General features: G+C 56.9%; 11 protein-coding genes. 7 read left to right on the forward strand and 4 right to left on the reverse strand.

Translation table 11 applies throughout. The annotated features are described in order from the left end of the window. Nucleotides 1-43: 43 nt before the first annotated feature. Together parE and F3I44_RS05320 are read left to right on the forward strand one after the other, a co-directional pair. On the forward strand, nucleotides 44-1,939 hold the full coding sequence (parE, locus tag F3I44_RS05315; protein ID WP_033733909.1) for a DNA topoisomerase IV subunit B: 1,896 nt from the start codon (nucleotides 44-46) through the stop codon (nucleotides 1,937-1,939). Nucleotides 1,940-2,032: 93 nt separating this feature from the next. Next, entirely contained in the window at nucleotides 2,033-2,932 is a 900-nt protein-coding gene (locus tag F3I44_RS05320) for a LysR substrate-binding domain-containing protein (protein ID WP_150014768.1), read from the forward strand. A gap of 379 nt (nucleotides 2,933-3,311) precedes the next feature. On the opposite strand, the gene F3I44_RS05325 is transcribed toward F3I44_RS05320, so the two are convergent. Both F3I44_RS05325 and F3I44_RS05330 read right to left on the reverse strand, forming a co-directional pair. After that, nucleotides 3,312-3,620: a putative quinol monooxygenase gene (locus F3I44_RS05325; RefSeq protein ID WP_150014766.1), complete on the reverse strand. Its 309-nt coding sequence runs from the start codon at nucleotides 3,618-3,620 to the stop codon at nucleotides 3,312-3,314. A 48-nt stretch (nucleotides 3,621-3,668) separates the two neighbouring features. Further along, nucleotides 3,669-4,250, reverse strand: a complete 582-nt coding sequence (locus F3I44_RS05330; protein WP_150014764.1) for an NAD(P)H-dependent oxidoreductase — start codon at nucleotides 4,248-4,250, stop codon at nucleotides 3,669-3,671. Nucleotides 4,251-4,416: 166 nt separating this feature from the next. Between F3I44_RS05330 and F3I44_RS05335 the strand changes: the two genes are divergently transcribed. From F3I44_RS05335 to ftsP, 4 genes are all read left to right on the forward strand, one after another. Beyond that, entirely contained in the window at nucleotides 4,417-5,181 is a 765-nt protein-coding gene (locus F3I44_RS05335; RefSeq protein ID WP_150014762.1) for a transporter substrate-binding domain-containing protein, read from the forward strand. Between the two features lie 192 nt (nucleotides 5,182-5,373). Continuing rightward, on the forward strand, nucleotides 5,374-7,647 hold the full coding sequence (gene parC, locus F3I44_RS05340; RefSeq protein WP_150014760.1) for a DNA topoisomerase IV subunit A: 2,274 nt from the start codon (nucleotides 5,374-5,376) through the stop codon (nucleotides 7,645-7,647). Nucleotides 7,648-7,692: 45 nt separating this feature from the next. Then, entirely contained in the window at nucleotides 7,693-8,430 is a 738-nt protein-coding gene (locus F3I44_RS05345) for a 1-acylglycerol-3-phosphate O-acyltransferase (RefSeq protein WP_098052353.1), read from the forward strand. A 142-nt stretch (nucleotides 8,431-8,572) separates the two neighbouring features. Continuing rightward, entirely contained in the window at nucleotides 8,573-10,003 is a 1,431-nt protein-coding gene (gene ftsP / locus F3I44_RS05350) for a cell division protein FtsP (protein ID WP_150014758.1), read from the forward strand. A 94-nt stretch (nucleotides 10,004-10,097) separates the two neighbouring features. On the opposite strand, the gene dkgA is transcribed toward ftsP, so the two are convergent. Next, nucleotides 10,098-10,922 carry a 2,5-didehydrogluconate reductase DkgA gene (gene dkgA, locus F3I44_RS05355; protein WP_061063370.1) on the reverse strand — a complete coding sequence of 275 codons (825 nt, stop codon included), beginning with the start codon at nucleotides 10,920-10,922 and terminating at the stop codon, nucleotides 10,098-10,100. A 203-nt stretch (nucleotides 10,923-11,125) separates the two neighbouring features. On the opposite strand from dkgA, the gene F3I44_RS05360 reads away from it, so the two are divergent. Further along, the gene (locus tag F3I44_RS05360) at nucleotides 11,126-12,034 is read left to right on the forward strand and encodes an AraC family transcriptional regulator (RefSeq protein ID WP_150014756.1); all 909 of its coding nucleotides are present in this window, start codon (nucleotides 11,126-11,128) and stop codon (nucleotides 12,032-12,034) included. A gap of 30 nt (nucleotides 12,035-12,064) precedes the next feature. On the opposite strand, the gene F3I44_RS05365 is transcribed toward F3I44_RS05360, so the two are convergent. Next, nucleotides 12,065-12,727 carry a DedA family protein gene (locus F3I44_RS05365; RefSeq protein WP_033733897.1) on the reverse strand — a complete coding sequence of 221 codons (663 nt, stop codon included), beginning with the start codon at nucleotides 12,725-12,727 and terminating at the stop codon, nucleotides 12,065-12,067. Nucleotides 12,728-12,822: the final 95 nt, after the last annotated feature.

Below are 12,822 nucleotides of genomic sequence, written 5' to 3' on the forward strand. Positions count from 1 at the left end.
CGGAAATCGCACCCCATTTCACACTTCTAATCAGACATTTACGATGAGTCAATCTAACTATAACGCGGATGCCATTGAGGTCCTGACTGGCCTTGAGCCTGTTCGCCGTCGTCCCGGCATGTACACCGATACGACGCGGCCCAACCATTTGGGTCAGGAAGTGATTGATAACAGCGTCGATGAGGCGTTGGGCGGCCATGCTAAGCGGGTTGAAGTGATTCTGCACGCTGACCAGTCGCTGGAAGTTATTGATGATGGCCGCGGCATGCCGGTGGATATCCATCCGGAAGAGGGCGTGCCAGCCGTCGAGCTGATCCTGTGTCGTCTGCATGCGGGCGGCAAGTTCTCCAACAAAAACTATCAGTTCTCGGGCGGCCTGCACGGCGTCGGTATCTCGGTCGTTAACGCCCTGTCAAAACGTGTCGAAGTCACGGTGCGCCGTAATGGCGAAATCTATGACATGGCGTTTGAAAATGGCGACAAAGTGCAGGATCTTACCGTCACCGGCACGGTGGCGAAACGTAACACCGGCACGCGCGTCCATTTCTGGCCCGATGAAAGCTTCTTCGACAGTCCGCGTTTCTCGGTATCGCGTCTTTCCCATCTGCTGAAAGCCAAAGCGGTGCTCTGCCCGGGTGTTGAGATTGTCTTCAAAGACAAGCTGAATAATACCGAGCAGCGCTGGTGCTACGAAGATGGCCTGACCGACTACCTGTGTGAAGCGGTGAATGGCCTGCCGACGCTGCCGGAAAAACCGTTTGTCGGCAGCTTTGCCGGTGATGTGGAAGCGGTGGACTGGGCGCTGTTGTGGCTGCCGGAAGGCGGTGAGCTGTTAACGGAAAGCTACGTTAACCTGATCCCGACCATGCAGGGCGGAACGCACGTCAACGGCCTGCGTCAGGGGCTGCTGGATGCCATGCGCGAGTTCTGCGAATACCGCAATATCCTGCCGCGTGGCGTAAAACTCTCTGCGGAAGATATCTGGGATCGCTGTGCCTATGTGCTGTCGGTCAAAATGCAGGATCCGCAGTTCGCCGGACAGACCAAAGAGCGTCTCTCTTCCCGTCAGTGTGCTGCCTTTGTCTCTGGCGTCGTAAAAGATGCCTTCAGCCTGTGGCTGAACCAGAATATTCAGACGGCGGAAATGCTGGCTGAGCTGGCAATCTCCAGCGCCCAGCGTCGTATGCGGGCAGCCAAAAAAGTGGTGCGTAAAAAGCTCACCAGCGGACCGGCTTTGCCGGGCAAACTGGCGGACTGCACCGCGCAGGATCTGAATAAAACAGAACTGTTCCTGGTCGAAGGGGACTCGGCGGGTGGATCGGCAAAGCAGGCGCGCGATCGTGAATATCAGGCGATCATGCCGCTGAAAGGCAAGATCCTGAACACCTGGGAAGTCTCTTCCGATGAGGTGCTGGCGTCGCAGGAAGTGCATGATATTTCCGTGGCGATCGGCATCGATCCTGATAGCGAGGATCTGTCGCAGCTGCGCTACGGTAAAATCTGCATTCTGGCGGATGCGGACTCCGATGGTCTGCACATTGCCACGCTGCTCTGTGCGCTGTTCGTGAAACATTTCCGCTCACTGGTCAGAAATGGCCACGTATACGTTGCCATGCCGCCGCTCTATCGTATCGATCTCGGTAAAGAGGTCTACTACGCGCTGGACGAAGATGAGAAAGAGGGCGTGCTGGAACAGCTGAAACGCAAGAAGGGCAAACCGAACGTTCAGCGCTTTAAAGGGCTGGGTGAGATGAACCCGTTACAGCTGCGCGAAACAACGCTGGATCCGAATACCCGTCGCCTGGTACAGCTGACGATCAGTGAAGAGGATGTAGACCAGACGCTGCGCATGATGGATATGCTGCTGGCGAAAAAACGTTCCGAAGACCGGCGTAACTGGTTGCAGGAAAAAGGCGATATGGCCGATATTGAAGTATAAAAAACAGGACGCGAAAGCGTCCTGTTCTCTTTGTGCTTCAGCCTGCACATCCTCAGAGAACCCGGCAGATTCAGAGCAGAGACAGTAACCATTGTGAAAATTACCCTGGAAGAGCTACGCGCCTGGGTGGCGGTGGTGGACAGCGGTTCCATTACTGCGGCGGCATCCCAGCTGGCGCAGACCAGTTCGGGCATCAGCCGGGCGCTGTCGCGGCTGGAGAGCAAGCTGCAGACCACGCTGTTGCATCGGACTACCCGACGGCTGGCGCTGACCGAAGAGGGGCAGGTTTTTCTGGAGCATGCGCGCCAGATCCTGGCCTCGGTTGAGCAGGCGGAAGAGCAGATTGCACTGCGACGTGAGATACCGTCAGGACGGCTGCGGGTAAATGCCGCCACGCCCTTTATGCTGCATGTGATTGTGCCGCTGGTTGAAGATTTTCGCGCCCGTTATCCGCTAATCCAGCTCGAACTGAATACCGACGATATCATGATCGATCTGCTGGAGCAGCAGACCGACGTTGCCATTCGTATTGGCGAACTGCGTGACTCCACGCTGCGTGCCCGGCTGCTTGGCAGTAGTGCTATCCGGCTGATGGCAAGCCCGGCCTATCTGGCGAAAGCCGGCACGCCACAGAGCGTTGCCGACCTCGCGCAGCATCAGACAATCGGCTTCAGCTATCCTGACACCCTCAACGTCTGGCCGATCTGGCAGCCCGATGGTGATTTTATGCGCGTCAAGCCAACACTCTCGGCTTCCAGCGGTGAAACCATCCGGCAGCTGGCGCTGGCAGGACAGGGTATCGCACGGCTCTCCGACTTTGTCAGTCGGGAAGATTGCGCCGCTGGCCGGCTGGTGCAGGTGTTAACCACGGAAACCCGCGATCTGCGCCTGCCGGTGCATGCGGTCTATTACCGTAACACCACGCTCTCTTCGCGTATCGGCTGCTTTCTCGATTTTCTCCGCACCGAGATTGATCGGCGTCAGATGCTCTGAACCGGGCTGTCAGAAAGAAGAAATCGCTATTGCAGAGCGGAGGTTAAGATGGGTGAAAATTTCGCACTCGGGCACGTCTGGCAGCAATGCATTAGCTCAGCGCGCAGGGACCAGGGTCAGAGGAGGAAAACGTCCCGCGGCCTGGGACAAAAACGCCGGGAGCGTTTTTGAACAACGCAACGCGTTGGCCCGGTAACGGGCGCACCTCAGGGATGAGGTGCGTAATCGCGCGGGCCGAGCATGTCATGGATGACAGCTTTTGCGTTTTTCCGATCTGACCCTGATCCCTGTGCCGGCTCGATCTCACAGCGACTCAGTCCGGAATTTATCACCAGCCTTAACCCCAGCTACACAACCGGCGTTAAGGCTTCAGCAATAATCAGGTACTCGGCTCCAGCACCAGAATCTTCACATCCACCACATCATCTTTAATGATGGCGCGATGCGCATCCATGTGCGGCATCTGCTGATGCTGCTCCAGATGGCGCAGCGTTTCCCACTGCTCCAGCATGAAAATAGAGTCTGGCGAGTTTTGCTTCCATGGCACCTGCGCCTGATGATCAAGCAGCGCGTCATACTGATGGCAGCCATCTTCTTCTAAGACCTGCGGGATCAGCTTTTTCACTGCATCCAGCACAGCCTGACGGCGACCGGGTTTAACACAAATTTCAGCAACGACTGTTAACATTCGCGAATTCCTCTTTCGTGGGAAAATAGGGGATAGCCCCCAATCATCTTACGCAAAAACGCGGCTAAGATGGGTCCGATAAGCGGCAATATCGCGTGGCACGTCCGGTGCTTTAATCACGTCGTTGCAGATAAAGGTCGGCAGCGCTTCCATTCCCAGGAACTGGTTAGCCTTGTGGAAGTGCAGATAGAGACCATCGACGCCGACGCCTTCAAAGAACTGTTCCGGGTCGGTAAAGGCCTGGAGCGGCGCATTCCAGGTCAGCGACAGCATATATTTTTTGCCCTGCAGCAGACCGCCGGAACCATACTTTTTCGCGGCATCGGAGCGGGTACGACCATCGCTGGCGTAGAGTGAACCGTGGCCTTCGGTAAAGACTTCATCGATGTAACGCTTCACGGTCCAGGGTTCGCCCATCCACCAGCCTGGCATCTGATAAATCACCACATCGCTGTCGACATATTTCTGCACTTCATCGGCGATCACGTAATCGCTGTCAGCCACGGTGACTGACACCTCATGTCCCATGTCACGCAGCTGGCTGGCCGCAACATCGGTCAGGGTGTGGTTCAGTTCGCCTTTAGAGTGGGCAAACGTTTTGCCGCCATCGATAATTAAAATCTTGCTCATGAATAGGTTGCCTCGTTTCCTGAATATGGTGCTCAGCTTACGCGCGCCGCAGCCGCAGAAAAATGCGAGGTTGATCACAACACTTTTGCTGCAGCAGCAACAATATGCCGGTTTATGGCACCATCGGTGGGCAAACTCACCATAAAAAATCATAGAAAAAATCAGAATGAAAAAATTAGTCCTCGCTTTGCTGCTGGCCAGCGGTGCTGTCCATGCGCAATCTCATCTCGACACCGTTCTCAGTTCTAAGACGCTCAAAGTCTGCACCACCGGCGATTACAAACCTTACAGCTATCTGCGACCCGATGGTCAGTATGAAGGGCTGGATATCAGCATGGCGAACGCGCTGGCTACCTCGCTCGGCGCAAAAGTGGAGTGGGTACAGACCAGCTGGAAAAATCTGATGTCAGACTTTCTGGCAAAGCAGTGTGACATCGCCGTCGGCGGCGTCTCCGTCACGCTGAAACGCCAGCAGACGGCCTGGTTCGCGCAGCCGCTGGACGTGGATGGCAAAATCCCGCTGGTGCGCTGCAGCGATAAAGATCGTTTCCAGACCATCGAACAGCTCAACCGGCCTGACGTACGGCTGATTGAACCGGCAGGTGGGACTAACGAAGCCTTTGTACACAGCCATCTGCCAGAGGCCTCGCTGACGCTGTTTCACGATAATGTCACCATCTTCCAGCAACTGGTCGATAACAAAGCAGATGTGATGATCACCGATGCCTCTGAAGCGCGTTTTCAGCAGCAGCATTACCCGACGCTCTGCGCGATCAATCCCGACAAACCGCTGCAGTATGGCGAGAAGGCTTACATGATCCCGCGTGACGACATCAGCTGGAAACTCTATGTCGATCAGTGGGTGCATCTCAGCACCGCCACGGGTGAATATCGTGATATTGCCCGTCAGTGGATAGGGGCAAAGTCCTGATTCACTTCCGCAGAGAGGTCAGGTACTTGCCGATCTGAATCCGGCGTGCCTCTGGTATATGAAGTTGCGCGGCGGGACGCCTCTTGTCCCGCGCTTCCCCTGTGACTAACACCAGGGAATAAGGTACTATCCTCGCCAAACCACCGCCGGGTGTCCCGCCGTTGTGGGCCACGATGTGAGGATGAGAAATTAATGAGTGAACTGACTCAGGATGGAGCAGAGCGTCTTGCCCTGCACACATTCACCGAGAATGCGTACTTAAACTATTCGATGTACGTCATCATGGACCGCGCACTGCCTTACATTGGCGACGGATTAAAGCCGGTTCAGCGACGTATCGTTTACGCCATGTCCGAGCTGGGCCTTAACGCCAGCGCAAAATTCAAAAAATCGGCACGTACCGTGGGTGACGTGCTGGGTAAATACCATCCGCATGGCGACAGCGCCTGCTATGAAGCGATGGTGCTGATGGCCCAGCCGTTCTCCTACCGTTATCCGCTGGTCGACGGCCAGGGTAACTGGGGTGCGCCGGATGATCCCAAGTCGTTCGCGGCGATGCGTTACACCGAATCCCGTCTGTCAAAATATGCCGAGCTGCTGCTGGGCGAGTTGGGTCAGGGCACGGTCGACTATCAGCCGAACTTTGATGGCACGCTGCAGGAGCCGAAGATGTTACCGGCGCGCCTGCCCAATATTCTGCTGAACGGCACCACCGGTATCGCCGTGGGCATGGCGACCGATATTCCGCCACACAACCTGCGCGAAGTGGCTCAGGCGGCGATCGCACTGATCGACGCGCCGAAAACCACGCTGGAGCAATTACTGGACATTGTTCAGGGACCTGATTATCCGACCGAGGCGGAGATCATTACGCCGCGTGACGAAATCCGCAAAATTTATCAGACCGGGCGTGGTTCTATCCGCCAGCGTGCGGTATGGAAGAAAGAAGAGGGCGAGGTGGTCATCACCGCGCTGCCACATCAGGTGTCAGGCGCGCGCGTGCTGGAGCAGATTGCTAACCAGATGCGCAATAAAAAACTGCCGATGGTGGAGGATCTGCGTGATGAATCGGATCACGAGAACCCGACGCGCCTGGTGATTGTGCCGCGCTCCAACCGTGTCGATCTCGATCAGGTGATGAACCATCTGTTCGCCACCACCGATCTGGAGAAGAGTTACCGCGTTAACCTCAATATGATCGGCCTGGATAACCGTCCGGCGGTGAAAAACCTGCACGAGATCCTGACCGAATGGCTGGTGTTCCGCCGCGACACGGTCAAACGTCGTCTGAACTACCGACTGGATCGCGTACTGCGCCGCCTGCATATCCTGGAAGGTTTGCTGGTCGCGTTCCTGAACATTGATGAAGTGATTGAGATCATCCGTACTGAGGATGAGCCGAAGCCGGTCCTGATGTCGCGTTTTGGCATCAGTGAAACGCAGGCCGAATCGATCCTCGAACTGAAGTTGCGCCACCTGGCAAAACTGGAAGAGATGAAGATCCGTGGCGAGCAGGCTGATCTGGAAAAAGAGCGCGATCAGCTGCAGGCAACGCTGGCCTCTGAACGCAAGATGAACACCCTGCTGAAAAAAGAGTTACAGGCTGACAGCGCCAGCTACGGCGACGATCGTCGTTCGCCGCTGTGTGAGCGTGAAGAAGCCAAAGCTCTGAGCGAAACCGAGCTGGTGCCGTCTGAACCGGTCACTATTGTGCTGTCGCAGATGGGCTGGGTGCGCAGCGCGAAAGGTCACGATATCGATCCTGCCGGACTGAGCTATAAAGCGGGCGACAGCTATCTGGCTGCTGCACGCGGCAAGAGCAATCAGCCGGTGGCCTTTATCGACTCCACGGGCCGCAGCTATACGCTGGATCCGACATCGCTGCCTTCCGCACGCGGACAGGGCGAGCCGCTGACCGGCAAGCTGACGCCACCGCCGGGTGCGGTAGTTGAACAGGTGCTGATGGAGCCGGATGACCAGCGTCTGCTGATGGCTTCTGATGCGGGCTACGGCTTTATCTGTACCTTCAGCGATCTGATATCGCGCAACCGCGCCGGTAAAGCACTGCTGACGCTGCCCGACAATGCACGCGTGATGACGCCAATGGCGGTCCATCATGAAGATGACATGCTGCTGGCGATCACCCAGGCGGGACGGATGCTGATGTTCCCGGTCGGCGAACTGCCGCAGATGTCGAAAGGCAAGGGCAACAAAATCATCTCCATTCCGTCAGCAGAAGCCGCTGCCGGTCAGGACAAACTGGCCTGGCTGATGATCCTGCCGCCGGGCAGCGCGATCACGCTGCACGTGGGCAAGCGTAAAATGCTGCTGCGCAGTGAAGAGCTAGAGAAATTCCGCGCCGATCGCGGACGTCGCGGCACGCTGTTACCGCGCGGCCTGCAAAAAATTGATCGAGTTGAACTGGATGCCCCTGCGCGTCCGGCGAGCCCGGATAGCGAAGCGTAAACAACCCGGCTGACCCTGCGTCAGCCGTGGCTCTATGAGGGAACTATGTTACTGATTCTGCGTGCCATTATCGTCGTCATTTATTCGATCCTAATCTGTATCTTTGGCAGTATCTGGTGTCTTTTTTCACCACGCGATCCGCGCCACGTCGCCACTTTTGGCCATCTGTTCGGCAAATTATCGACGGTGTTTGGTCTCAAAGTCGATCTGCGCAAACCGGAAGGTGCGGAGAATTATGGTAATGCGATCTATATTGCCAACCATCAGAACAACTACGACATGGTCACCGCGGCCAAAATGGTGCAGCCCTATACGGTAACCGTGGGCAAGAAGAGCCTGCTGTGGGTGCCGTTTTTTGGCCTGCTCTACTGGCTGACCGGCAACCTGCTGATTGACCGCGATGACCGGGCGAAAGCGCGCGGCACCATCGGTGAGCTGGTGGACCAGTTTAACCGCAAGCGCATCTCTATCTGGATGTTCCCGGAAGGGACGCGCAGCCGTGGCCGTGGCCTGCTACCGTTTAAGACCGGTGCCTTCCACGCTGCCGTAGCGGCGGGCGTGCCGATCATTCCGATTGTGGTCTCCAATACCCATGGCAAGATCGATCTCAATCGCTGGAACAACGGGCTGGTCATTGTTGAGATGCTGCCGCCAGTTGATGTAAAAGCATTCGAATCTTCGTCGGTGCGTAAGCTGGCGACTCACTGTCGCGAACTGATGGCGGCGAAGCTGGAAGAGCTCAACGCCGAAGTCGCAGAACGCGAAAAAAACGGAAAAATCTGACCGGCGAGTCATTCGCCGAACTATCCTGCATGGATGCCGCGCGGCGAGCCTTATCCGGCTCACCGTGAACGCAGCACAGCAAAAACAGATCAATAAAAACAGGGCCGGCGCTTAGCGCCACGCGTAAAGGGTCAGAAGTTTTATGTCTTTCAGCAGACGTCAGTTCATCCAGCTTTCTGCCGGAGCGGCGCTTAGCGCCAGTTTACTCCCTCACGCGGCACATGCCGCTTCTTCAGCCAATGGCGATACGCCACTTCCGGTTCCGCCGTTGCTGGAATCCCGTCGCGGCCAGCCGCTGTTCCTGACGATGCAGCGCAGCCACTGGTCATTTAATGGCGACAATAACAAAGTGCCGGTGTGGGGCATCAATGGCCTCTACCTTGGCCCGACCGTCCGGGTTTACAGCGGTGATGACGTTAAGCTGATCTACAGCAATCGGCTGAATGAGTCCGTCTCCATGACCGTCAGCGGTTTGCAGCTGCCGGGTGCATTAATGGGTGGCGCGCCACGTATGATGTCGGCCGGTGTCGACTGGTCGCCGGTACTGCCGATTCGTCAGGCAGCTTCAACCTGCTGGTATCACGCCAATACCCCAAACCGCATGGCACCGCATATCTATAACGGTCTGGCGGGCATGTGGCTGGTGGAAGATGACATCGGCAAACAGCTGCCGCTGCCGAAACATTATGGCGTCGATGACTTCCCCATCATCATTCAGGACAAGCGGCTCGATAACTTTGCCACGCCGGTCTATGACCCGCCGCAGGATGGGGGTTTCCTGGGTGATACGCTGCTGGTGAATGGGGTACGCAATCCTTATGTTGAGGTGTCACGCGGCTGGGTGCGCCTGCGCCTGCTGAACGCCTCGAATGCGCGACGCTATGAGATGGTGCTCAGCGACAATCGTCCGTTTATGGTCATTGCCAGCGATCAGGGCTATCTGCCTGCGCCGGTTGCGGTGCAGCGTCTGTCACTGGCACCGGGCGAACGTCGCGAAGTGCTGGTGGATATGTCGCAGGGCGATGAAGTGTCGATTACGGCGGGAACGGCGGCAGGTATTATGGATCGGCTGCGCGGTTTCTTTGAGCCATCCTCTATTCTGACCTCGACCCTGATCCTGACGCTACGCCCAACCGGCTTACTGCCGCTGGTGACGGATAACCTCCCGATGCGGCTGCTGGCCGACCAGATTCTGGATGGCGTGGCGGTGCGCACCCGCGAATTCCGCATCGGTGACAGCATGCCGGGCATCAACGGCGCGCTCTGGGATATGAACCGCATTGACACCACTGCGCAGCAGGGCACCTTTGAGCGCTGGATCCTGCACGCCGATCGGCCGCAGTCGCTGCATATTCAGGGCGTCATGTTCCTGATCAAAAGTGTCAATGGCGCACAGCCGATGGGCGAAGATCGTGGCTGGAAAGATACGGTGTGGGTTGATGGCAGCGTGGAACTGATGGTCAGCTTCCCGCAAAGTTCGTCAGATCACTTCCCATTCGTCTATTACAGTCAGACGCTGGAACTGGCCGATCGCGGTACTGCCGGGCAGCTGGTGGTGCAGCCCACCGCATAACAGCGCGGTCAGGCAGGGATAACCCGTCTGACCGCGTTAAGTCTTCTCTGCCCGGCAGCCGCAGGGCAGAGTATATGAGAAGGCAGGGAAACGCTTAGTTAAAGGTTTCCGGATCCGGCCCCAGACGATTTCCGCTGTCCAGTTTCGCAATATCACTCACTTCATGCTTATCCAGACGGAAGTCAAACACCTTAAAGTTCTCTTCAATACGCGCTGGCGTCACCGACTTCGGAATCACCACCAGACCGCTGTCCAGATGCCAGCGGATCACAATCTGTGCCGGTGTCTTACCATATTTCTTCGCCAGCGACTTGATGATCTCCTGATCAAAAACGCCTTTACCGCCCTGCGCCAGCGGACTCCAGGATTCGGTCTGGATCTGGTGCAGCGCGTTCCACGCATGCAACGTGCGCTGTTGTAGCATCGGGTGCAGCTCAATCTGGTTCACGACCGGCGTGACACCGGTTTCATCCAGCAGACGCTTCAGGTGCGCTTCATGGAAGTTACAGACGCCGATGCTTTTGGTCAGCCCCTGCTGCTGCAGTTCGATCATCTTCTTCCAGGCATCAACGTAGTGGTCTTTCTCCGGGCACGGCCAGTGCATCAGATAGAGATCGACCTGCTCCAGCTTTAGCTTCTCCAGGCTGGTTTCCATCGCCTGCTGAACATTCTGCTGATCGTCGTTCCACAGTTTGGTGGTGACGAAAATCTCTTCGCGCGGCACGTCGGTTTCCTGCAGAGCCTGGCCAATCGCCTCTTCATTCTTATAGGCGGCGGCGGTATCGATTGAGCGATAGCCGACCTCAAGCGCTTTCAGCACCGCATGACGCGCATCTTCGATGCTGGCCTGCCACACACCGAGTCCGAGTTGCGGCATCATATTGCCATCGCGCAGTTTGATAATGGGTTGGTCTGCCATAGTTGCTCCTTTCCGTTGCGGTTAACCCGTGAGAATTCACTGTGCTTAAGTCTAGCCAACAATTTTCAGCCTGCTCAGCGTCAGCAACAACAGTGGGTCTGCTCTTCTGCCCAATCCGGTAAATTTCTTGCCTGATTCTCCAGGCTGCTGGCGGTTCAGGCAGTAGCACGGCACACTGGATTTTTGCCCGAAAAGGAGTCGCTATGGCGCACGATGCACTATGTCACCGGCTGGCACAGCAGGTAGTCACCTTAATGACCCATGGTCGTGACCGTCTTTGCCCGGTCGAAAATGTGTCGCTGATTTATGCCAGCCAATATCGTCCCCGTACGCCGATGATGTATCAGCCCGGCATTGTCATCCTGTTTCAGGGCAGCAAAACCGGCTATCTCGGCAGCACCGTGTTTCAGTATGACGCCAGCAAATATCTGATGCTGACCGTGCCGCTGCCGGTGGAGTGCGAAACCTGGGCCTCTCCGGAGATCCCGATTGCCGGGCTGTGTCTCAGGGTTGATACCGCCAGCCTGCAGGATCTGCTGATTGAAATCGGCGACGACGATCAGTTTCAGCCGCAGCCGCAGACTTCGGGTATTCACTCGGCATGGCTGACGGAACCCATGCTGTGCGCCGCGGAGCGGCTGCTGGATGTGATGACCCAGCCGCGCGATGCGCGCGTACTGGGGCCGCATATCGTGCGGGAAATTATCTACTATGTGCTGACCGGCCCGATTGGCGGCGCGCTGCTTTCGCTGGTGAGTCGACAGACGCAGTTCAGCCTGATCGCGCGCGCCCTGCGACGGATTGAGAATCACTATGCGGAAAATCTCAGCGTTGATGCGCTGGCAGCGGAAGTGAACATGAGCGTCTCAGCCTTTCACCACAACTTTAAAGCGGTAACGCAGACCTCGCCGTTGCAGTATCTCAAGCGCTATCGCCTGCATCAGGCGCGACTGCTGATGCTGCACGATGGACTGAAGGCGAGTGCGGCGGCGGTGCGGGTGGGCTATGAAAGCCCCTCACAGTTTTCGCGGGAGTTTAAACGCTATTTCGGCGTGACGCCTGGGGAAGAGGTGAGTCGTGTCAGGCAGACGGTAGCGGATCCGTCAGCCTGAGTGGCGGCGGATCCGAAAGCCAGATGCGCGTCAGGCGCGTTTCTGGCGACGCTTTTTCCAGATGACCACAATGCTGCCGGACAGGCCGAGCACCAGCAGCACCATCGGCAGTATCATCAGAATCGCCATTACCTGATCTTCATGACGCTTGATAAACGGCACCTGGCTGATGCCATAGCCAAAGGCAACTACAATGCCGACCCACAGCACGCCGCTGAGCCAGTTAAACAGCTGAAAGCGGCCATTCTGCAGGCCTGCAATGCCCGCCATGGTCGGCAGGATAGTGCGGATAAAGGCGAGAAAACGGCCGACCAGCAGCGCCATCAGCCCGTGACGGTTAAACATATTCCAGGCGCGCTGGTGATATTGTGCCGGTAGATGCATCAGCCAGCTCTTCACCAGTCGGGTATTCCCCAGCCAGCGGCCCTGCAGATAGCTCAGCCAGCAGCCGAGGCTGGCGGCGGTCGTCAGGATCACCATCGTCGGCACAAAATCCATCACCCCTTTAGCCACCATCGCCCCGGCCAGCAGCAGAAGGCTGTCGCCCGGCAGGAAAGAGGCGGGCAGCAGACCATTTTCCAGAAACAGCGTCAGGAACATCACGCCGTATACCACCCACACTACATCCGGATTTGCCAGCGCGGCAAAATCCTGATGCCAGAGCGCCTGGACAATCTCGTGTAAAACACCCATTAGCGATTCCATCACGTCACAAGGAACAATCCGTCTGCGTTCAGGCAGCACGGCAATCTCACCGGTAAGCTGAACGATGCGGGATAAATTTTAAC

The organism is Pantoea sp. F_5 (assembly GCF_008631595.1).
Taxonomy (GTDB): domain Bacteria; phylum Pseudomonadota; class Gammaproteobacteria; order Enterobacterales; family Enterobacteriaceae; genus Pantoea; species Pantoea gossypiicola.

Bases quoted from the DNA above. Each gene is read 5' to 3' on its own strand.
- parE (WP_033733909.1), top strand. From the start codon at position 44: ATGAGTCAATCTAACTATAACGCGGATGCCATTGAGGTCCTGACTGGC.
- F3I44_RS05325 (WP_150014766.1), bottom strand. From the start codon at position 3,620: ATGTTAACAGTCGTTGCTGAAATTTGTGTTAAACCCGGTCGCCGTCAG.
- F3I44_RS05330 (WP_150014764.1), bottom strand. From the start codon at position 4,250: ATGAGCAAGATTTTAATTATCGATGGCGGCAAAACGTTTGCCCACTCT.
- F3I44_RS05335 (WP_150014762.1), top strand. From the start codon at position 4,417: ATGAAAAAATTAGTCCTCGCTTTGCTGCTGGCCAGCGGTGCTGTCCAT.
- parC (WP_150014760.1), top strand. From the start codon at position 5,374: ATGAGTGAACTGACTCAGGATGGAGCAGAGCGTCTTGCCCTGCACACA.
- F3I44_RS05345 (WP_098052353.1), top strand. From the start codon at position 7,693: ATGTTACTGATTCTGCGTGCCATTATCGTCGTCATTTATTCGATCCTA.
- ftsP (WP_150014758.1), top strand. From the start codon at position 8,573: ATGTCTTTCAGCAGACGTCAGTTCATCCAGCTTTCTGCCGGAGCGGCG.
- dkgA (WP_061063370.1), bottom strand. From the start codon at position 10,922: ATGGCAGACCAACCCATTATCAAACTGCGCGATGGCAATATGATGCCG.
- F3I44_RS05360 (WP_150014756.1), top strand. From the start codon at position 11,126: ATGGCGCACGATGCACTATGTCACCGGCTGGCACAGCAGGTAGTCACC.
- F3I44_RS05365 (WP_033733897.1), bottom strand. From the start codon at position 12,727: ATGGGTGTTTTACACGAGATTGTCCAGGCGCTCTGGCATCAGGATTTT.